Consider the following 20,350-nt stretch of genomic DNA (forward strand, 5'->3'; position numbering starts at 1 on the left):
CAGTTAACGCCAGATCGCCCAAGATCGCGGCACATTCAAGACATTTACGGGAAAACCGCCCCAGAAACGCTGACTTTTTCGCGGGGTCTCGGCTTTTCTGAGGGCTGTTGCATCTGGAGCATCCGTAACGGTCCACAGGCAGCCTTTTTTGGGCGGAGTTCCGACCGTACGATGGCACCCGCGCGCCTGATTCGATCCGTCGGCGCGGCCAAGTGTGTATGCCTCTGTGTAAGCGTTCCGCGTTCCCAACAGGATCAATCGTTTCGTTGCAGCTCGCTTGACCAGTCGCAGTCCGTTGCGAAGGCAGGACAGGAACACATGCTTCCGGGTTTTCGGTTCTTTCTGGCGACGATTGTCCTGGCGGCTTCGATCCTTGTCTTCGGACTTGGTGCCGCAGCATTGCTACGCGCGACCCACGAGGAGTTCGCCGTAGCGCCGTCGCTGAGAACGATCCAACCGCCGCTGCCGGTACGCGCACGGCAACCGGAAGCCGCGACACCGGCACTTGCAATGTTGCGCGTCGAAATTCCTGCTGCGAGTACCGAAGAGCTGCCATCCGCCGCGAGTACCGAGAGTGCCAGTCCAGCGGATGCGCCGGCACAGATCGTGGAAACGCCTGCGGCCGTGGAAGCTCCTGCGGCGGCGGCACAACCTTCTCCGCAAGACGAAACTCCATCCGTGGCAGCAAATCTTTCATCGGCGTCAGGCACGGCCGCAGCCACGCCAAACGACGTTTCGCCGTCGGAGATCGTACCGGCTCCGTTGATGGCCGAGGCTCCCCCGGCCCCGGCGGCGGCTGAAATCGCGCCAACACCCGAGGCGGTGCAACCTGTCGCCGAAACCGTGCCAGCACCGTCGGCGTCCGTGCCGGTTGCCGAAGTCGCACCAGCCGCCGAAGCCCTCGCACAAACCCCTGCCACAACTCCCGTCGTTGCAAGCCCCCCGCCGGCCGAGGCGAAGTCGCTCACCGCGAGCGCTCAGGCTCCTGCACCCGATCCATCGCCCACCCGGCTTGTGGCCGTCTCTGCGACTGGTTGCGAAATCCTGCCGTCAGCACCTGATCGGCCTGGCGCGATCCCCGAAGCACCACGTGTCGGATCCCCTCCTGCGCAGGGCAATCCCGCAAAGGACAAAACGGCGAAGCTTGAAAAAGAACCTGCCGCGACTGTACCCAAAGCCACATCCCGGCCACAGCAGAAAGCGAGAGCCAACAAACGGCGCTCGACCGCCATCAAGCATCGGCACCATGGCGTACCGCGCGTGCGCCAGGCGCGCCACGAGGTCGTCCGTCCGCAACCGCAGCCCGACCTGTTCACATTCCTGTTTGGCGGCGGCGCGCAGCAACCCACGCCAGTCAGTCAATAAGCGGTTCGCTCAAGCCGGCCCGGTCGCAACCGGCGGTCCGTCCTGCAGTCCCCACTCGGACCACGAGCCGTCATAGAGCGCGGAGCCGCGCACCCCGAGCCGATAGAGCGCGAGCGTCAGCACCGCCGCCGACACGCCCGAGCCGCAACTGGTGACCACCGGGCGTTCGAGATCGACCCCGGCCTGATCGAACGCCGCTTTCAATTCCGGCAGCGGCTTCATGACGCCGGTCGCGGCGTCGAACAGGCTTGCATAAGGGACGCTGCGACTGCCGGGGATGTGCCCGCCGCGCAGGCCGGCGCGCGGCTCCGCCACCGTGCCTTCGAACCGCTGGCGCGGCCTCGCATCGATCACCTGTTCGACCTTGCCGGTCAGGTTATCGGCCAACTGTTGCTGGCTGCGAACAAACGCCGGATCGAATGACGCCTCGAAGGATGCCGGCTTTGGCGAAGCCTCACCCTTCTCAACCGGACGGCCTTCGGCGGTCCATTTCTTCAGGCCGCCGTCGAGCACGCGCACATCCGCGTGCCCGAACGACAGGAACATCCACCATGCGCGCGGCGCGGCGACCCAGCCGCCGGCATCATACAGAACGACGGTGTCGCCATTGCCGATGCCAAGCGCGCCGACATCGCGGCCGAACTGCTCAGCGCTCGGAAACATATGCGGCAGCGGATTGGCATGATCCGACACCGCTTCGACATCGAAGAACGCAGCGCCGGGAATATGCGCGGCGAGGAAATCGTCCTTCGGCAGCGGCGTGACGCCGGGCATCTTGAACGAGGCGTCGAGGATCTTCACCGACGGCTCGTTCAGATGGGCCGCCAGCCATTCGGTCGAGACGAGAGGATCGGGGTTGGTCATCGGTTGTCCTGTATTACAGGCCATCGCCCTTGGCCTTCGCTTCGCTACGGCGTCTCAGGGTGACGGCTTTGGTTTGGCGTCATCCTGAGGGGCGAGCCTTTTCAGCGAGCCTCGAAGGACGACGCGAACTGGCTTCAACTCTTTTTCTTCAGCTCAAATTTCTCAACCGGACCGCCCGCATCGCGCCACGCCGCGAAACCGCCGCTCAGATGAGCGACCGGTTTCAGGCCCATATCCTTCGCGGTTTTCGCCGCCAGCGCCGATCGCAGACCGCCGGCACAATGGAAGACGAACTTCTTGTCCTGTTGGAATACCGGCTTGGCGTAAGGGCTCTGCGGGTCGATCCAGAATTCCAGCATGCCGCGCGTGCAGGAAAACGCATCGGGAATGCGGCCGTCGCGCTCGATCTCGCGCGGGTCGCGAATATCCACGATCACGACATCATCGTTTTTGGCGGCCGCGATCGCCTCGGCTGCGGTCATCGTTTCGATTTCGGCATTGGCTTCGTCAAGCATCGCCTTGATGCCGCGGTGAATCGTCTGGGGCATGGATTCCTCTTCTGTGGGGGCCTTGACTATCGCGTCAGCTCTTTCATGGCGTTCTCCAGACCTTCGAGCGTCAGCGGGAACATGCGCTCGGAGAACAGCCTGCGGATAATCGTCGTGGATTCCGAATAATCCCAGTGCTTGCGCGCCACCGGATTGAGCCAGACTGCGTGCGGATAGGTTCGCGTCACGCGCTCGAGCCATGCCGAGCCCGGCTCCTCATTGACATGCTCGACCGAGCCGCCGGGAACGACGATTTCGTACGGCGACATCGAGGCGTCGCCGACGAATACAACTTTGTAGTCGTGCGGGTACTTGTGGAGAATATCCCAGGTCGGCGTGCGGTCGGTGAAGCGCCGCCTGTTGTTCTTCCACACGCCTTCATAGAGGCAATTGTGGAAGTAGAAATACTCCATGTGCTTGAACTCGGTCTTGGCGGCCGAGAACAATTCCTCGACCTGCGCGATGTGCCCATCCATCGACCCGCCGATGTCGAAGAAGATCAGAACCTTCACCGCGTTGCGCCGCTCAGGGCGCATGTGAACGTCGAGATAACCGTGGTTGGCGGTTTCCTTGATCGTGGTGTCGAGATCGAGTTCATCCGGCGCGCCGGTGCGCGCGAACTTGCGCAGACGTCGCAGCGCTACCTTGATGTTGCGGATACCGAGTTCGACGTTGCCGTCGAGATCCTTGAACTCCCTGCGATCCCAGACCTTCACCGCACTGAAATTGCGGTTCTTCTCCTGACCGATGCGCACGCCTTCGGGATTGTAGCCATGTGCGCCAAACGGCGAAGTGCCGGCAGTGCCGATCCACTTGTTGCCGCCCTGGTGACGCTTCTTCTGTTCTTTCAGGCGCTCGCGCAGGGTCTCCATGAGCTTGTCCCAGCCCATCGCCTCGATCTGCTTCTTCTCCTCATCGGTAAGATATTTCTCCGCGAGCTTCTTCAGCCACTCCGCGGGAATGTCTGCTTTCTCCATTGCATCGAGCAGATTCTCGAGGCCCTTGAAGGTCGCGCCGAACACGCGATCGAACTTGTCGAGGTTGCGCTCATCCTTCACCAGCGAGGCGCGGGACAGGTAATAGAAATGCTCCACCGACTGATCAGCGAGATCGGCGTCAAGCGCCTCCATCAGAGTCAGGTACTCGCGCAACGTAACCGGAACCTGCGCGTCCCGGAGCGCGGTGAAAAATTGCAGGAACATGTCGATATCCCGAATTGATAAGGCTGGCCTTTCGGCAGCGTTCCCGTGAAGTGTGCCCAAGCACACCCCTCCGTCAAGGCTCCGCCGGCGCGCCCCCGGAAACGCAATGCAGGCTTGCGGTGCCAAAAGGCCGCAACCGCGGTCTGGACCCCCCTGCCATTTCAATTAAACTGCGGCCTTGCGGAATGTCCGGGCAACTTGTGCCGGTCGGTTCGCGGCTTGGAACGGTACAGCTTTGAATGAACGAGGCGTCTCATCCGGGAGGCCCGTCATTCAATCAGGGGGATCGCCATGGGAATTGATTCAATCATTGTCTGGCTTATCGTCGGTGCAATCGCGGGCTGGCTTGCCGGCCTGATCGTGAAGGGCGGCGGGTTCGGCCTGCTCGGTAATATCGTCATCGGCATCATCGGCGCCGTGGTCGCAGGCTGGCTGCTGCCGCAGCTCGGCATCGGCCTTGGCGTAGGTATCGTTGCCGCGATCATCAACTCGGCGATCGGCGGCGTCATCGTGCTGGTCATCATCTCGCTGATCCGCCGCGGCTGACAGCCAAAATCGTGTTTGAAACGACCGCCGCAACGGCGGTCGTTTCTTGTTTGCGTTCCGTTCTCGTTTAATATGATTGGCGACATTTACCTCGACAGGACATCACAAGGCGGAGTTTCGATGAGGTTTACCGGTACCAAGGACTATGTCGCCACGGACGATCTGAAGGTCGCGGTCAACGCCGCGATCGTGCTCGAACGCCCGCTGCTCGTGAAGGGCGAGCCCGGCACCGGCAAGACCGTGCTGGCGGAAGAGGTCGCCAAATCGCTCGGTGCTCCGCTGCTGACCTGGCACATCAAGTCCACCACCAAGGCCCAGCAGGGCCTCTATGAATACGACGCGGTGTCGCGCCTGCGTGACAGCCAGCTCGGCGACGCGCGCGTGTCCGACATCAGCAACTACATCAAGCGCGGCAAGCTGTGGGAGGCCTTCACTATCGAGAAGCGCCCGGTGCTGCTGATCGACGAAATCGACAAGGCCGATATCGAATTTCCCAACGATCTGCTGCTCGAACTCGACCGGATGGAATTCCACGTCTACGAGACTGGCGAGACCATCAAGGCGAAGCAGCGCCCGATCATCATGATCACATCGAACAACGAGAAGGAACTGCCGGACGCATTCCTGCGCCGCTGCTTCTTCCATTACATCAAGTTTCCTGACGCCGACACGATGGAAGCCATCGTCGATGTGCACTTCCCGGACATCAAGAAGCGGCTGGTCCAGGAAGCGATGAAGATTTTCTTCGAGGTACGCGAGGTGCCGGGCCTGAAGAAGAAGCCTTCGACATCCGAACTGCTGGATTGGCTCAAGCTTCTGCTCAACGAGGAAATGACTCCGGAAGCGCTGCGCGAGCGTGACCCGCGTAAGCTGATCCCGCCGCTGCACGGCGCGCTGCTCAAGAACGAGCAGGACGTGCATCTGTTCGAGCGCCTAGCCTTTCTCAGCCGCCGCGAGGTGTGAGAACAGCACGGCCGGCGCGACTGGCCATGGCGGCCACAGACGCCTAGACTGCCGGCCTTGCGATCGAGGTGGGTCATGACGCGAAAGCAGGCAGGCAGGCGTTTGACTGCTATTCTCGCCGCTGACGTCGCCGGTTACAGCCGGCTGATGGGCGCTGACGAGGAAGGCACCTATGCCAGCCTGAAAGGCCACCGCCACGATCTGATCGACAAACGTATCAGGAAGCATCGCGGGCACATCATTAAGACCACCGGCGACGGTCTCCTCGCCGAGTTCGCGAGTGCGGTCGACGCAGTCCGGTGCGCTGTCGAAATCCAACGCGAAATGATCGAGCGAAATGCCGGCGTCCCGGCGGAAACGCGCATCGAATTCCGCATCGGGATCAATATCGGCGACATTATCGAGGACGACGGCGATATCTTCGGCGACGGCGTCAACATCGCAGCCCGCCTCGAAAGCATCGCGGCGCGCGGCGGCATCTGCATTTCGCGACAGGTGCTCGACCAGATCGAAGGCAAGCTCAAACTTCAGTTCCGCGAACTCGGCCGCCAGAACCTCAAGAATATCGCCCGGCCGATCGAAGTCTTTGCGATCAATCTCGACGGCCCCACATCCAAGGCGACGCGGGTTCTGACCAATGCAAACCTCAAGCAGGATATCCGCTATTGCAAGGCCGCCGACGGCGTCCGGCTCGCTTTCGCGAAAGTTGGTAATGGCCCGCCACTCATGCGAACGGCCCATTGGCTGGGACATCTGGAATACGACTGGGAACTGCCGATCTTTCGTCATTTCCTGCTGAACCTGGCGTCGAGTTTCTCACTTGTCCGCTTCGACGCACGCGGTAACGGCCTGTCGGACTGGGATGTCGGAAATATCTCGCTGGAATCCTGGGTCAGCGATCTGAAAAGCGTGGCGGATGCCGCCGGCCTCGATCGGTTTCCGATTCTTGGGCTATCGCAGGGCTGTGCGGTGGCGATTGCTTTTGCCGTGCGTTATCCCGAACGAGTTTCCCATCTGGTTCTGTATGGAGGGTTCGCCGCGGGCATATACAAGAGCCCCAACGTGACGGCCGCGGCGCGCGAGCAATTCGACGCCATGAAGACGTTGATGAAACTCGGCTGGGGCGCGAACGAGCCAACCTTTCGACAGCTCTTCACTGCGTCGATGATGCCGGAAGCGACGAAAGAACAGGCCGACGCTTTCAATGAAGCCCAGCGCATCAGCGCCTCGGCGGAATGCGCCGTCAGATACCTGGAGGCGGTCGCCGAATTTGACGTGCGTCACCTTCTTCCACAGGTGAAGGCACCGACACTCGTGATGCACGTCCGCGGCGATCGCCGTGTTCCGATTGCATCAAGCCGCGAATTTGCTGCCGCGATTCCCGATGCCCGGTTCGTGACACTGCCGGGCAAGAACCACATCCTGCTCGAACAAGATGCTGCCGTACCGATTCTTCTCGAGGAAATCCGTAGTTTCCTCGGCTGCGCGCCGCCATGATTGTGCGCGAGACCGCGATGCTCGCTTGGTTGCGAACATCGCGCTCTCGATAGCTGTTGTTACTTGTTCAGGAAATTCAGCGGCAGGCCGCCGCGCGGCCAATCCATCGCGACCAACTGGCCCTTCCCGGATAGCGTGATGTAGGCGGTTTTCAGATCGGGTCCGCCGAAGGCGATGTTGGTCGTAACGTTGTCGCCGGTCGGGATCTGCTCCACCAGCTTGCCGTCCGGCGCGATCACCGAGATGCAGCCGCTCACCAGCGTGGCAACACAGACGTTGCCTGAGGCTTCAACGCCAAGCGAATCGAACATCTGATAGCCGCCAAGCCCCGCAATCGGCCGGCCGCGCTCACCGCGGTAGATCACCGGACCCGGCTTGATCTCGCCCGGCGATCCAATGTCGTAAGCCCACAATCGCGCCGTCGGCGTTTCTGCGACATAGACGGTCTTTTCATCCGGCGACAGACCGATGCCGTTGGCCGGCAGCATGCCATGCATCGCCTCGACCAGTTCACTTCCGCCGGGTTTCATATAGTAGAATGCTCCGACATCGAGATCGCGCGCACGGCGTTTGCCGAGATCGGTGAACCAGAGTCCGCCGAGCTTATCGAACACCAGATCGTTCGGCCCTTTCAGCGGATTATCGCCGCACTTCTCGAACAGCGTCTCGATCTTGCCGGTTTGCAGATCGACGCGCTGCAACGATCCACCGATATATTCCGAAGCCGATGGTGCACCCGGCATGATCGCGCCGCCGGGCCCAGGCGCCCAGCCGAAACCGCCGTTGTTACAGATGTACATCTTGCCGTCCGGCCCCAGCGCGGCACCGTTCGGCCCGCCCGGAATCTTGGCAACGATTTCCTTGCGGCCATCGGGGTAGACGCGGGTCAATGTCTGGCGGCGGATTTCCGCCAACACCACAGAGCCATCGGGCATCACGACCGGCCCCTCCGGAAACTGCAGATCGGATGCGATGACGCGAACGTTGGACATGGAGATCTCCCCGATTTTGTTGCGGCCCGACGGCCATTTTCTTCAGATCGGAGCGAAGACTATCGTCTGCCTTGTGCGGTGGCTAGCGCTGCAATGCAGATCAACTCTTTGCTGAACGCGAAGGATCGGTGAAATCCTGATACACCAGCGACGCCGACGCGATGTCGGACAGTGCGTTGCCGACGGCCTTGAACACGGTGATCTCTGAAGCAGCGCCGCGTCCCTTGTGTTCGCCACGGCACAGGCCTGCCAGCGTGCCCTGAATGTCCCCAGGCACAATCACCCCGTCGCGAATCGGATCGAGTAACTCGCCAGATTCCTTCAACGCATCCATTGTGTCGACGTAAATGCGGGCACGGCGAAACACCTCGTCGTCGGCCTCGCGCATGAACGGCGTGAAGCTGCCGATCAGATCGAGATGTGTGCCGGGCTTTAACCACGTACCCTTGATGATCGGCTCTGTCGCGAGCGTCGCACAGCTCACGATATCGGCATCGCCGACAGCCTTCTCAAGATCGGGCGCGACATACGCGTCAAAGCTATCCGCGCGGAGCTGCGCGACCAGCCGCTCGGCGCCCGGACGGTTGATGTTCCAGACCGCAACCTTGCTGATCGGGCGCACCGAGCGAAAAGCGTCGGCAGCGAGACTTGCGATACGCCCTGAACCGGCGATCAACAGCTTCGACGCATTTTCGCGAGCGAGAAAGGACGCGCCGAGTGCAGCAATACCGACGGTGCGGCGCGATGTGATCTCGTTGCCGTCGATCAGCGCCAAATGCTGCCCGGTCGATCCGTCGCAGAGCAAATAGCTGGAGAACAGTCCCGGCAGATTCCGCTTTCCGTTCTCGGGAAAGATCGTGACTATCTTGATCCCGAGAAGCTCACGGCGCCACGCCGGCATAATGAGAATGGTCGCGGTGGTGCCATCCGGCTGCGGGATGAAGTGGTGGTGTCTTAGCGGAACGTCGGCTCCCGAGGCATAAGCTTCCCGCAACGCCGGGATGAGGCGATCGAACGGCAGACTGGCGCGGGTACGCGCGGCGTCGATCATGATCGGCGCATCTGTTGCCGTCATCGGCTTGTATCCTCCGTCAGGGCGGCCTCTACCGCGAGGCGCTTTCGGAATGCGCGGTCGCGCTTCAGATGCCACTCGCGGCTCATCGCCTCGTTGCGTGTTTCAAACGATTCCGAATGGAGCAGAATCCATTCTCGCCCCCGCGTCGAGCGCGCCCCGGTGCCGGCATTGTGCTGGGCCAGCCGGCGGTCGACATCGCTGGTCCAGCCCACATAGGTTAGGTGCCGGCCCTTGTGAACGCACCCCAGCACGTAGACGAACGAAGTCATGCCGCCGCTCGCGCACGGCCGGAGCCTAGGAGCAAGTTGAGGCTGCCGATCATTTCGCGGGCGCGCCCTTCGCGTTGTCCTTCGGCTGATCCTTGGAAGGGGTATCCTTGGCCGGCTGAACCTTCGCCGCCTGCAATTGCTCCACTGTCTTCTGCAGCCCGGCGACCGTGGTCTTGAGCGCCTCGATCTGGCGGTTCGCGGCATCGATCTTCTGCTGATTCTCAAGTGCCGCCTTAGTGATGGTAGCCTTGAGGAAATTGACGTTGCTCTGCAGGCAGCTCGTCCGGCGCTCCATCGTCTTCTCGGCGGTGCAGATTTCGATTCCCTGCACGTCCTGTGCCCGCACACCATGAGATGCCAGCACCAGAAAGAGCGCGGATGCGATGAATCTGAACGTGATTGCGGTCATTGCTTCTCCGATCATTCGCCATTTCCGGTTGGCGATGCTTGCGACATGTCCCATTATGCAACGCATCAACGCAGACACTGCGAAATTTTTTAACGCCTGGAACGCTGCCGGAACGAAACGCGCCCGAATCAGCGACTCGTATCATGACCGACTTTGTTCACCTCAACATCTAGCGTCAGTACATTAGCCGCATGTCTAAAATCACAATCGCTGGGGATGCGCAGTTGGCCGAACCGTGCTTCAAACGTTAATCTCCCTTATTCGTCCTCATTCGTCTTTCCCAGCCTCAAGGAATCTCCCCCTCGATGTCCGACCTCCACGGTGTTTTTCCCTACCTCGTCTCCCCGACCGCGGCCGACGGGAAAATCCGCACCGATGTTCTTGGGCGTCTCTGCGACGATCTGATCAAATCCGGCGTCCACGGCCTCACGCCGCTCGGCTCGACTGGTGAATTTGCTTATCTCGGGCGAGAACAGCGCATGACCGTGGTGAAGGCCACCATCGAAGCCACCGCGCGCCGGGTGCCGGTGATCGCAGGCGTCGCCTCGACCTCGACCGCCGATGCGGTGGCGCAGGCACGCGCCTGTCAGGAGGCCGGAGCCGACGGCATTCTCGCGATTCTCGAGGCTTATTTTCCGATCAGGGACGCACAGGTCGAGGCCTATTTCCGCGCGATCGCCGATGCCGTCGATATTCCGGTCGTGATCTACACCAACCCGCAGTTTCAGCGGTCGGACCTGACCCTCGACGTGATCGCCCGCCTCGCCACTCATCCGCGCATCCGCTACATCAAGGACGCCTCCAGCAATACCGGACGGCTGTTGTCGATCATCAATCGCTGCGGCGACGACCTGCAGGTGTTTTCCGCGTCGGCACATATTCCGGCGGCGGTGATGATGATCGGCGGCGTCGGCTGGATGGCGGGACCGGCCTGCATCGTGCCGCGCGAAAGCGTCGCGCTTTACGACCATTGCAAGGCTGGCCGCTGGGACGAGGCGATGAAATTGCAGCGCAAGCTATGGCGCATCAACGAGGTGTTCGCCCGCTTCAATCTGGCTGCCTGCATCAAGGCCGGGCTCGACATCCAGGGCTATGCCGTCGGCGACCCGATTGCGCCGCAATCGGCGCTATCCGCGGACGAACAAAAAATCGTCGAAGGGGTGCTGAACGAGATCGGAGCCGGTTGACGGCTTTCCGCTCCGTCGCCACCTGAGCCCATGGACAATCCTGAACGGGAGCGACCGATGAGCGAGTGGCAGGATATCGCAACCGCGCCTAAGGACGGAACGTTCGTCCTTCTGCATTGCGCCGACTGGCCGACCGATGTCGAAGGCTTCTGGCATAGAGGCACGCGGTCCTGGTCGGCCAACACCCGGATTCCCAACATCGAAAACCGTGTGATTGGTCCCGAGCCGCCGACACACTGGAAACCACTGACCCTGGAACAAGAGAAATACTGAACTTGGTTCTGGTTCGTCCTGGTTGGAAACGTGCGCCGCGTCCTTACATGAAGAGAGCGCTACCGTCCTGCTACAAGGAAACGATCGGATGACAAAAGTCATATACGAAGTCGTCGAGCACGACGGCGGCTGGGCCTACAAGGTCAATGGCGTGTTTTCGGAACCCTTCCCTACTCATGAGGCCGCTCACGCCGCAGCAACCAAGGCCGCAGCCGAGCAGCGCGTGCCCGGGCCGTCGGCTGTGATCCAGTTCGAGGATCAAACAGGCCGATGGCACGAAGAGACGGTGCGGGGAAACGACCGGCCATCGACCGAGGTTGCGGACGACTGATTCTCAATGCGACGTCGGCGGATCGTCCGAGGGATCGAGCAGGGCTTCGCTGAAGGGAAATTCCAGTACAATCTCTCCTGCTGCGTCGGTCACTTCCAGACTTGCGGTGATCAGCGATTTGTTCTGACCACTTTCCTGCAACAAGTCGCGTATCGTGGCGCGGGCGACCTGCCAGGCGTGATCCGGATCGCGTAAGTCGATCCCCTCCGCGTCACGGATCAGTTCGGCGCCAATGCGGGTGTTGAAAAAATAGCGCGGCATGGATCCTCAACTTCTGCGTTACAAGCCGGTCACAACAACGAAACGATTTCCGTGATCAGGGATTCCGGCTTTGTCGTCGGCGCATAACGGGTGACGACCGCGCCGTCGCGATTGACCAGAAATTTGGTGAAATTCCACTTGATGTTTTCCAGGCCCATCAATCCCGGCCGCTCACGTGTGAGATGCCGGTAGAGGGGGTGAGCATTGTCGCCGTTAACCTCGATCTTGGCGAACATCGGAAACGTCACCGCATACTCGCGCGAGCAGAACTCCGCGATCTGCGCTTCGCTTCCGGGCTCCTGCCTGCCAAACTGATTGCACGGAAAGCCGAGGACCGAAAACCCCCGCGCCTGATGTGCGCGATAAAGTGCCTCCAGACCGCGATATTGAGGCGTGAAGCCGCAGGCGCTGGCAGTGTTGACGATCAACAGAACCTGCCCTTCGAACGCAGACAGCGAGATGTCACTGCCATCCAGCATTCTTGCGGAAAAATCGTAAACACGGCTCATGAAGCGGATATCCTGAAGGAATATGCGGCCCGCCGAACGTTCGCGGACACTTGAGAGGGCAACATAAGCAGTCAGCGCCGGATTCCAAAGCGGGCCTCTGCCGTGATAAAGGCGACAGGCCGGTTCATTGGAGCGAAAACCCTTGCACGATTTCGAATGGATCATCGGACTGCTGCTGGGATCGGTCGCCCTGTCGGCGCTGGCCCGGCGGCTATCCGTACCCTACCCGGTGTTTCTGGCGCTTGGCGGCGCGGCTCTGGCTTTCGTCCCCGGCGGCCCGTCATGGACACTGGAGCCCGATCTCGCGCTGGCGCTGTTCGTCGCCCCGGTCCTGCTCGATGCTGCTTTCGACACCTCGTTGCGCGACCTGCGCGACAATTGGCTTTCCGTGTCGACGCTGGTTTTCGTCGCCGTGGTTCTGACCACCGCCGCCGTCGCGACCGTCGCGCACTGGCTGGTGCCCGCGATGCCCTGGGGCGCGGCGATTGCGCTGGGAGCGATCGTCGCGCCGCCTGACGCCGCGGCAGCGACCGCGATCCTGCGCCAGGTCAACCTGCCCCACCGCCTTCTCAAGATTCTGGAAGGCGAGAGTCTCCTCAACGACGTCAGCGCGCTTTTGATCTATCGCGCCGCCGTGGGCGCGGTCGTGCTGGATCAGGTCCACGCCCGCGACTTTGCGCCCTACATTGCGCTGGCGCTGGCCGGAAGCCTGATCGCCGGCTACGCTTTCGCACGGCTGTCGATGATGGTGACGAAGCACGTCACGGACGCACCAAGCGCCATCATCCTGCAATTCGCCGGAACATTCACAGTGTGGATCGCCGCTGAGCGGCTTGGCCTTTCCGGAATTCTCACCATCGTTGTCTATGCCATCACCCTTGCGCGCACCGTACCGGCGCAAACCTCAGCCCGGATGCGGGTGCCGTCCTATGCGGTCTGGGACACCATGGTGTTTCTGCTCAATGTGGTCGCGTTCGTGCTGATCGGCATGCAGATGCGCCCGATCTGGGAGCGCCTCGCCGACCCGATGCGACTGCACTACAGCCTCGTCGCCGGCGCGGTTCTGCTGACGGTCATCCTGACGAGAATTATCTGGGTGATGAGCTACAACGCCGCGCTGCGCTACGCCGTCGCCAAACGCGGGGGCGTCCGTCGCCGAGACCTTTCGCCGCCGACAGTGCAGGGCGGTATCGTGGTTTCCTGGTGCGGGATGCGCGGAATCGTGACACTGGCGGCGGCGTTCGCATTGCCGGACGGCTCTGCCGGCGGCGCCGTCTTCCCGTTTCGCGATCTGATCTTGCTCACGGCGTTCAGCGTCGTGCTCGGCTCGCTGCTGATCCAGGGCCTGACCCTGCGCCCCTTGATCTCCCGTATGAAATTCGATGCAGCCGACCCTGTCGGGCGCGAGGTCGGCCGCGCTCGCACTGCTGCCTATCGCGCGGCGCTTGCCGAGATCGACGGCGACCCGTCCGAAACCGCGGAAGTGCTGCGGCTCGAATATACGGCTTTGCTGGCGGCGGCCGGCGACTCTCCGGATGGCGAAACGCCGCGCGAGCTGCCTGCCGATCCGTTGCGGCGGCGGGCCATCGCGGCTGCGCGCGCCGCGCTCAATGCACTGCGCGCATCCGGCGAGATCGGGGACGATGCGTTCCACCGGCTCGAAGAGGAATTCGACTGGGCCGAATTGAGCGCCGGATCCCCGGACGGCCGGTGACACAACTTATGCGGAATTCGGCTGCCGCTTGTCCAGCGCGGCCATCGCCTCACCCAAAACCGTGCGGATACGTTCCGCATCCTTTGTATCGATCACCGCGGGATTGAGATAAAGATCGAGCCCCGGCATGCGCTCGATCAGAATATCATCGTCGTCACTTCCCGCTCCGACCAATCGATCCACCGTGTAAGGAACCACTTCGCGGCTGATGCCCTTCATGGTGATCGGCGGTAACTCATGCGCGACGATCTCATCGCGTACCAGCGCATAGGTTTCATAGCTGATGACGATCTTGCCGGGCTCGGCGATCGACTGAAGACGCGCCGCGAGGTTCGCTTCAGCGCCGATGATCGTATAATCCATGCGGTCGGCGCTGCCGAAATTCCCGACATTGCAATAACCGGAATTGATTCCGATCCGGGCACGGAACGGCTGCTCGATTCCAGCCTTGCGCCACACCGCATTGAGTTCCGCAAGACGGTGCTGCATGGCCCATGCCATCTCCAGACACGCCTTGGCGTCAGCCGCGTCGCCCCTCGTTTCCGGATCGCCGAAGAAGATGAGCATCGCATCGCCTATGAACTTGTCGATGGTTCCGCCGTGAGCCAGCGCGATCGCCGACATCTCAGTGAAATACTCATTCAGCAATTGGGTAATCAGCTCAGGCTGCAGACGCTCGGTGGTCGCAGTGAAATTCTGGATATCGGAGAAGAAAATCGTGAGCTTCTTGCGCTCGGTCTGAATGGTCACATCCTTCTGGCCGCTGAAAATGCTCTTGTAGATTTGCGGCGAAATGTAACGTGAGATTTTCATCGACAGTGAGGCGAGGAAATCATTGGCTGATTCCAGCTCGGCATTGATGCCCTGAATCACCTTGCCTTGCCGGTATTGCATTCCGAGGAACGACACGCCGCTCACTGCCGCGAGCGCGAAATACATCAGCAGGTATTTGAACGAGAACAGGTTCGCGGCGATCGGCTGGGTGATGCTGACTTCCTGAATTCCGCGAACATCGCCCACTTTCCAGTCCCGCTTAGGGCTATCCGGATGGACGTTGTGACAGCTGACGCACGCCGCCCCCATCATGATCGGAGCAACCAGCCGAACGGTGTCGCGGAACGGCGACCATGTTGCATCGACGATTTTCTGCTCCGGGTTTTTCCGGAGACTCTCCAGCGACTTTTTCTCGAAGTCATCGAGGTTGTGGGCCGCCCTGCCCTTGAACGGAAAATCCGAGACGAAACGATAGGTGATGTTCGCCTGCTGCTCGCTGATGACTTTTCCGAGCTCCAGAGACAGGGTCGCCGGAATTGGAATCGCTCCCGGAATGTCCTCGTAATTGTGCACCACCTGGGTGGATCCCGGGTGATCGAGAATCCGCTTGACCACGTTGGCGCCATAGTAGCCGCGAACACTGGTGATGACCGAATTCAGATCGCTGGCCTGACGTCGCAGCGAGGCGTCGGCAAGGTTGGTGAGGTCGAGCCAGACCGCGACCGGCAACAAGACAAGCAGCGCTGCGATCATGAGCCCGAGAAGCACACCGCTGGATTTGGATTGCCCTGAACTGGCGCTCACCATGACGATGATCCTTATTGGGAAAATTCGATTGTTTCGCAATGCAATGAGACGACGGCATGAAGCAACGAATCGGCTCCGCCGTCCAGCGTCACAAACGATATATCATCGGATGGGCGACACCCGGTGACAGGTCTGGATCGCGAAACAACGCCTGTCTGTCGTGCTAGCTTGGGTCAGTTCGCAATGCACCTTCTGTGACAGGAGAAGCGCCATGGTTGTTCGCCTGAGTCTGGCCGTCGCAGCTTCAATCCTGGGGTCGACCCTCGTGGTGCCTGCCCACGCCCGGCCACCGACCGCGACGGTTTCACCCGGCTATGACGCGCGGCTGATCGAATCCCGCAAGGCCCTGGCTGCACCGAAGCAACCCGCCATCATCACAGACCATGCGGCGCATCGGAAACCGAAAGCGCGACCCCGGAAGCCGCACCACCAGAAGCATTGACGTTTTCAATTGTCAAAAAGAAAGGGCGCACCGCAGATGTCGCGGCACGCCCTTCCCTATTTCTCGCTGGCACAGGCGGTGAGACCGCCGTGGCAGGACTTAGACGGTCTTACCGGCGATCCCAGCGAGGTGACAGCGCGACGAATGAGACACTGGACCACCTCCTTTCATTGTTGTTGACGATACGAATATAGGAGCCACCAGCAGCCTTGTGAAGGGCACGCGGCGCAATCATTGCAGCCGTTCGCGCAACAGCTTTTTCATCACCTTGCCATTGGCGTTCCGTGGCAACGGCTCATTCGTCAACTCGACCGTCTCCGGCACCTTGTAGTCGGAGAGTTGCGTCGCGCAGAGCTTGCGCAAGACATGCGATTCGAGTTCGGGATTGCGCGTCACCACCACGGCGTGCACGCGTTCGCCGAGCACCGGACAGGGTCTCGCGATGATCGCGCTTTCCACCACGTCGGGATGAGCAGCCAGAACGGATTCGACCTCGGCAGAATAAATCTTGTGACCACCGCGGTTGATCATGTCCTTCTGGCGGTCGAACACACGGACAAAACCCTGCGCGTCGATCGAGCCCAGATCGCCCGAGTGCCAGAAGCCGCCGGTGAAACTTTCCGCTGTCGCCTTCGCGTTATTCCAGTAGCCCTTGATGATCGAGCCCCCGTGAATCCAGATTTCACCGACGGTGCCACGCGGCAGTTCGCGGCCCTGATCGTCCACCACGATAATCTGCGCGCCGGGGCACGGCAGCCCGACGCTGTCGAGGTTCGCGGCTGTCAGTTCCGGCGGCATGATGGTGGATGGTGAGGTTGTTTCGGTCGCGCCATAGGCATTGACGAGTTTCAGTCCAGGCACTTTCTGCGCCAGCCTTTCGATCGTCGCTGTCGGCATCGGCGCGCCGCCATAGCCGCCGATCCGCCACGCCGACAGATCGCAGGCTTCGATATCCGCCTGCAAGAGGCAGAGATTGTACATCGCGGGGACCATGACCGTCTGCGTCGCCCGCTCACGCGCGACAACTTGCAGGAAATCCGCAGCCTTGAACTCAGGCACGATAATCAGGGCGCCGGCGCAGCGCGCCATTGTCGTGATATTCGCGATCACGCCCGTGACATGCGCCAGCGGGACGGCTGCGATCGAACGATCCGCCGACGTCAGGCCCATGCAGGCTTCATAAACGATCGACGAATGGACGATGTTGAAGTGCGCCAGCATCGCGCCTTTGGGGCGGCCGGTTGTCCCCGACGTGTAGAGGATCAGGCACGTGTCCTCTTCAGACACGTCGGCCGGAGCATCCTCGCATGCGTGCTCCGTCAGGTCGCTGAATTGCAGACCGCTTGTCGCCGTCATAGGGATCAGATGAATCAGGTCAGGCACGGCCGCGGCATCGGGTACCCGCTCGGTAAGTTCGGTCTCATAAACGATCAGCTTTGCGCCGGAATCCGCGAGAACATAGGCAATCTCCGGCTTCTGCTGCCGTGTGCTCAGTACGACGGTGACGAGACCGAGGCGCGCAGCCCCGAACATCGTCAGAACGAACTCGATCCTGTTGCCGAGCAACATCGCGATGCGATCGCCGGCTTTCAGCCCCAGTTTTTCAAGGCCCGCCGCAACACGTGCCGATTGTTCGGCAACCTCTGCCCAGGTCATGCGCCGCGTGCCGGCAACCAGAGCTTCGCCACCGGGATTCTTCGCCGCGGCCTCGGCCACCATTTGCCAGAGATTGGCGGGGCGATCGCAGAATGCTGGGATAATACGATCGCCGAAATGGGCCTCAAGCCGCATGTCGGGAATGGGATAGTTTGACCAGTCGATCACGTGTCAGGCATTTCCTGCTTGTTTTGACCAAGTGTAGTCCCCGGTCCTGCCTGTCACAAGAGCGCATCAACTCTCCGCACCGCACCATCGCAGAGCGAGCTTCGCATAGATGTCCGCCGCCTCATGAATGCGCTGAACCGAACAATACTCGTCGGTCTGGTGCGCCTTGGCAGCCTCACCGGGCCCAAGAATGATCGTCGGGGGATTGCCAAGAGCCGGCGTCAACGCCGAGGCGTCGGTGAAATACGGCGCGGTCCTTGGCTCGGGACCCTGATCTTCTCCGGTGACGCCACGAACGACATCGTAAACCTCGCCGATCCACGGCAAGGATGGTTCGGTCCAGATCGCGCCGACATCCACCGTCGGCTCCAGCGCCACGTCGTCGCCCAACTCCGCCCTGAGATGCTCCTGAATCCGCGCATGGTCGAGACCGGGAATACTGCGAATATCGATGCCGATCTCGGCGCGGTCTGGCACGGAATTAAAGTTGAGGCCGGCGTGGACGGTGCCGACATTGAGCGTCGGCGATCCGAGATAAGGATGCGGCGCGATATTGAACTGGAATTTCTCAAGGATGGTCAGCGCTTTTGCCGCCTTGTAAGCCGCGCTGACGCCAAGATGCGGCATCGAGCCGTGGGCGGTGACGCCTGTCAGAGTGGCTCGCAGCCACAATGCGCCTTTGTGCCCCACCAGCGCGGCGTTGGAGGTCGGCTCGGCCACGATGATCGCACCGGCACGCCCGAGTTCACCGCTGCGCGCCAGATGAAAGGCGCCTTCGCAGCCGATTTCCTCTCCCGCTGTGATGACAAGCACCACACCGCCGGCCTGTTTCAACTGCGCGATATTGTTGCAGGTCGCCGCGACAAACGCCGCGACGCCGCACTTCATGTCGGTCGAGCCGCGGCCGTACATCTTGCCGTCGATGATCTCGCCGGCGAATGGATCGACGCTCCATGGCGCACTGCCGAGCGGCACTGTGTCGACATGCCCCGTGAAGCAAAGCGGCGGCTTGTCTCCTGCCCCGCCGACGGTCGCGATCAGGTTCGCCCGATCCGGCGCGAAACTGCGCACCGACGTCTCGAATCCTGCAGCGGCGAGAATTTTCTCGAGATGCACAATGCAGCTCAGCTCGTTACCGGGCGGATTGATGGTGTTGAAGGCAATAAGTTCGCGGGAGAGAGCGATAGGATCGATCGGCATGATGAATTGACCTGTGACCAGCATGGGTTCAGGTGACGTTCTATCAGCCATAGGCGCGCGTGTCAGCGAATGAACGCGCGCCGGATGGGTCTCGCGGGAGATTAACGGGTTGCGGCCGATCAGGCTCAGCGCTCGACGAACGCCTTCTCGATCACGAAATGGCCTGGTTCGCTGTGGCTGCCTTCAATGAAACCGCGTTCCTCGAACATATCGTGGAGCTCTTCGAGCATTCCCGGGCTGCCGCACAGCATGATGCGGTCGGTTTCGATATTCAGCGGCGGCAGCCCGACATCATCGAACAATTGTGCCGATGCGATCAGATCGGTGATACGGCCACGATTGCGGAACGGCTCGCGCGTCACGGTCGGATAGTAGATCAGCTTGTCCTTGACCATGGGTCCGAAGAGTTCGTCCTCCAGCAAGCTGGCGACCAGCGTCTCGCCGTAAGCGAGCTCGGACGTCTGGCGGCAGCCATGAGCGAGGATGATCGTCTCAAAATTCTCATAGACCTCCGGATCCTTGATCAGGCTGGCGAACGGCGCGAGCCCGGTACCGGTCGAGAGCAGCAGCAGCCGCTTGCCCGGAATGAGATTGCCGGTGATCAGCGTGCCGGTCGGCTTCTGCCCGACCAGAATGGTATCGCCTTCCTTGATCTTCTGAAGGCGCGAGGTAAGCGGGCCGTCCGGCACCTTGATGCTGAAGAATTCGAGCGCCTCTTCATGATTGGCGCTAGCCATGCTGTAGGCCCGCACCAGCGGCCGGCCCTCAACCTCGAGGCCGATCATGGCGAACTGACCGTTCTGGAAACGAAAGCCGGCATTCCGCGTCGCCGTGAAGCTGAAAAGGGAGTCGGTCCAGTGCCGGACGGAAAGAACCTTTTCCCTGTGAAAAGCGCTCATTGTATTCACTCTCCTGTCGGCGGCCCGACAATAACAACCACTGCTCGCCCGCCATGGCTCAAAAGGAGCTCCGGCGAATGCATGACGCTTCGCTAATCTTTGACGGGATGCCGGTGGTGGGCTGATGTCTCACATTTTAAACGGCCGGAACGGCAGGCAAATACCCTAAAAATTACAAGGTTTAAAGACGCTTTGGCCGTTTGCAGCCACCTCTCCATGCGAGCCCATAATCGAAAGAACATTTCTTAATCATGAGCAGCCGGGCAATAAATTACTCGGTCGCTCGGAGCCGCATGCGTTCTGGGGTTCGTATTTCATATAGTGAGGCCCGAAGGCCTGTAAATATCCGTTACTGCATTGATGTTACCCGCAATTCGGACCCTTGGAGCATCCGATACG

Annotated in this window: 22 protein-coding genes; 9 read left to right on the forward strand and 13 right to left on the reverse strand. The window is 61.0% G+C overall.

From position 1 onward, the window contains the following. The first annotated feature begins 318 nt into the window (after positions 1–318). Positions 319–1,365 (forward strand): hypothetical protein, encoded by a 1,047-nt coding sequence (locus ASC80_RS23715; RefSeq protein ID WP_056297076.1) that lies wholly within the window; start codon positions 319–321, stop codon positions 1,363–1,365. Between the two features lie 9 nt (positions 1,366–1,374). Here the strand turns inward: ASC80_RS23715 and sseA are convergent, their stop codons facing one another. The 3 genes from sseA to ASC80_RS11805 all read right to left on the reverse strand — a co-directional run bounded on the left by sseA (position 1,375) and on the right by ASC80_RS11805 (position 3,979). Continuing rightward, complete coding sequence (gene sseA / locus ASC80_RS11795; protein ID WP_056297079.1) at positions 1,375–2,229, reverse strand: 3-mercaptopyruvate sulfurtransferase; 855 nt, start codon at positions 2,227–2,229, stop codon at positions 1,375–1,377. Between the two features lie 134 nt (positions 2,230–2,363). Beyond that, on the reverse strand, positions 2,364–2,777 hold the full coding sequence (locus ASC80_RS11800; protein ID WP_056297081.1) for a rhodanese-like domain-containing protein: 414 nt from the start codon (positions 2,775–2,777) through the stop codon (positions 2,364–2,366). 26 nt (positions 2,778–2,803) lie between these two features. After that, the gene (locus ASC80_RS11805; protein WP_056297085.1) at positions 2,804–3,979 is read right to left on the reverse strand and encodes a vWA domain-containing protein; all 1,176 of its coding nucleotides are present in this window, start codon (positions 3,977–3,979) and stop codon (positions 2,804–2,806) included. Between the two features lie 291 nt (positions 3,980–4,270). Between ASC80_RS11805 and ASC80_RS11810 the strand changes: the two genes are divergently transcribed. The 3 genes from ASC80_RS11810 (at position 4,271) to ASC80_RS11820 (ending at position 6,985) form a co-directional block, all read left to right on the forward strand. Then, on the forward strand, positions 4,271–4,525 hold the full coding sequence (locus ASC80_RS11810; protein WP_056297088.1) for a GlsB/YeaQ/YmgE family stress response membrane protein: 255 nt from the start codon (positions 4,271–4,273) through the stop codon (positions 4,523–4,525). Between the two features lie 120 nt (positions 4,526–4,645). Next, complete coding sequence (locus ASC80_RS11815) at positions 4,646–5,488, forward strand: AAA family ATPase (RefSeq protein ID WP_056298817.1); 843 nt, start codon at positions 4,646–4,648, stop codon at positions 5,486–5,488. A 102-nt stretch (positions 5,489–5,590) separates the two neighbouring features. Then, the gene (locus tag ASC80_RS11820; protein WP_244487255.1) at positions 5,591–6,985 is read left to right on the forward strand and encodes an alpha/beta fold hydrolase; all 1,395 of its coding nucleotides are present in this window, start codon (positions 5,591–5,593) and stop codon (positions 6,983–6,985) included. A gap of 59 nt (positions 6,986–7,044) precedes the next feature. Here ASC80_RS11820 and ASC80_RS11825 read toward each other — a convergent pair whose 3' ends face one another. The 4 genes from ASC80_RS11825 to ASC80_RS11840 all read right to left on the reverse strand — a co-directional run bounded on the left by ASC80_RS11825 (position 7,045) and on the right by ASC80_RS11840 (position 9,730). After that, complete coding sequence (locus ASC80_RS11825) at positions 7,045–7,977, reverse strand: SMP-30/gluconolactonase/LRE family protein (protein WP_056297094.1); 933 nt, start codon at positions 7,975–7,977, stop codon at positions 7,045–7,047. A 100-nt stretch (positions 7,978–8,077) separates the two neighbouring features. After that, on the reverse strand, positions 8,078–9,052 hold the full coding sequence (lhpI, locus tag ASC80_RS11830) for a bifunctional Delta(1)-pyrroline-2-carboxylate/Delta(1)-piperideine-2-carboxylate reductase (protein ID WP_056297097.1): 975 nt from the start codon (positions 9,050–9,052) through the stop codon (positions 8,078–8,080). After that, positions 9,049–9,321, reverse strand: a complete 273-nt coding sequence (locus ASC80_RS23720) for a GIY-YIG nuclease family protein (protein ID WP_056297100.1) — start codon at positions 9,319–9,321, stop codon at positions 9,049–9,051. Before ASC80_RS23720 ends, lhpI begins: the two co-directional genes overlap by 4 nt. A 49-nt stretch (positions 9,322–9,370) precedes the next feature. Next, positions 9,371–9,730 (reverse strand): hypothetical protein, encoded by a 360-nt coding sequence (locus tag ASC80_RS11840; protein WP_056298818.1) that lies wholly within the window; start codon positions 9,728–9,730, stop codon positions 9,371–9,373. A gap of 305 nt (positions 9,731–10,035) precedes the next feature. On the opposite strand from ASC80_RS11840, the gene ASC80_RS11845 reads away from it, so the two are divergent. From ASC80_RS11845 to ASC80_RS11855, 3 genes are all read left to right on the forward strand, one after another. Beyond that, entirely contained in the window at positions 10,036–10,917 is an 882-nt protein-coding gene (locus ASC80_RS11845) for a dihydrodipicolinate synthase family protein (RefSeq protein WP_056297104.1), read from the forward strand. A 57-nt stretch (positions 10,918–10,974) separates the two neighbouring features. Next, complete coding sequence (locus ASC80_RS11850; RefSeq protein WP_056297107.1) at positions 10,975–11,190, forward strand: hypothetical protein; 216 nt, start codon at positions 10,975–10,977, stop codon at positions 11,188–11,190. 88 nt (positions 11,191–11,278) lie between these two features. Continuing rightward, entirely contained in the window at positions 11,279–11,521 is a 243-nt protein-coding gene (locus ASC80_RS11855; RefSeq protein ID WP_056297110.1) for a DUF2188 domain-containing protein, read from the forward strand. 3 nt (positions 11,522–11,524) lie between these two features. Here ASC80_RS11855 and ASC80_RS11860 read toward each other — a convergent pair whose 3' ends face one another. Both ASC80_RS11860 and ASC80_RS11865 read right to left on the reverse strand, forming a co-directional pair. Next, on the reverse strand, positions 11,525–11,782 hold the full coding sequence (locus ASC80_RS11860) for a DUF6894 family protein (protein WP_056297111.1): 258 nt from the start codon (positions 11,780–11,782) through the stop codon (positions 11,525–11,527). Between the two features lie 29 nt (positions 11,783–11,811). After that, complete coding sequence (locus tag ASC80_RS11865) at positions 11,812–12,291, reverse strand: glutathione peroxidase (protein ID WP_056298821.1); 480 nt, start codon at positions 12,289–12,291, stop codon at positions 11,812–11,814. Positions 12,292–12,433: 142 nt separating this feature from the next. On the opposite strand from ASC80_RS11865, the gene ASC80_RS11870 reads away from it, so the two are divergent. Next, complete coding sequence (locus ASC80_RS11870; protein WP_056297114.1) at positions 12,434–14,005, forward strand: cation:proton antiporter; 1,572 nt, start codon at positions 12,434–12,436, stop codon at positions 14,003–14,005. A 6-nt stretch (positions 14,006–14,011) separates the two neighbouring features. Here the strand turns inward: ASC80_RS11870 and ASC80_RS11875 are convergent, their stop codons facing one another. Further along, positions 14,012–15,586, reverse strand: a complete 1,575-nt coding sequence (locus ASC80_RS11875) for an adenylate/guanylate cyclase domain-containing protein (RefSeq protein WP_056297117.1) — start codon at positions 15,584–15,586, stop codon at positions 14,012–14,014. 211 nt (positions 15,587–15,797) lie between these two features. On the opposite strand from ASC80_RS11875, the gene ASC80_RS11880 reads away from it, so the two are divergent. Beyond that, complete coding sequence (locus ASC80_RS11880; RefSeq protein WP_056297118.1) at positions 15,798–16,028, forward strand: hypothetical protein; 231 nt, start codon at positions 15,798–15,800, stop codon at positions 16,026–16,028. 231 nt (positions 16,029–16,259) lie between these two features. Here ASC80_RS11880 and ASC80_RS11885 read toward each other — a convergent pair whose 3' ends face one another. The 3 genes from ASC80_RS11885 to ASC80_RS11895 all read right to left on the reverse strand — a co-directional run bounded on the left by ASC80_RS11885 (position 16,260) and on the right by ASC80_RS11895 (position 19,951). After that, positions 16,260–17,849 (reverse strand): class I adenylate-forming enzyme family protein, encoded by a 1,590-nt coding sequence (locus ASC80_RS11885; protein WP_056298825.1) that lies wholly within the window; start codon positions 17,847–17,849, stop codon positions 16,260–16,262. A gap of 69 nt (positions 17,850–17,918) precedes the next feature. Next, the gene (locus tag ASC80_RS11890; RefSeq protein ID WP_056298826.1) at positions 17,919–19,052 is read right to left on the reverse strand and encodes a M20 family metallopeptidase; all 1,134 of its coding nucleotides are present in this window, start codon (positions 19,050–19,052) and stop codon (positions 17,919–17,921) included. 125 nt (positions 19,053–19,177) lie between these two features. After that, entirely contained in the window at positions 19,178–19,951 is a 774-nt protein-coding gene (locus ASC80_RS11895; RefSeq protein ID WP_056297119.1) for a ferredoxin--NADP reductase, read from the reverse strand. Between the last annotated feature and the right edge of the window lie 399 nt (positions 19,952–20,350).

Origin of the sequence: Afipia sp. Root123D2 (genome assembly GCF_001425835.1) — a bacterium.
Lineage (GTDB): Bacteria > Pseudomonadota > Alphaproteobacteria > Rhizobiales > Xanthobacteraceae > Afipia.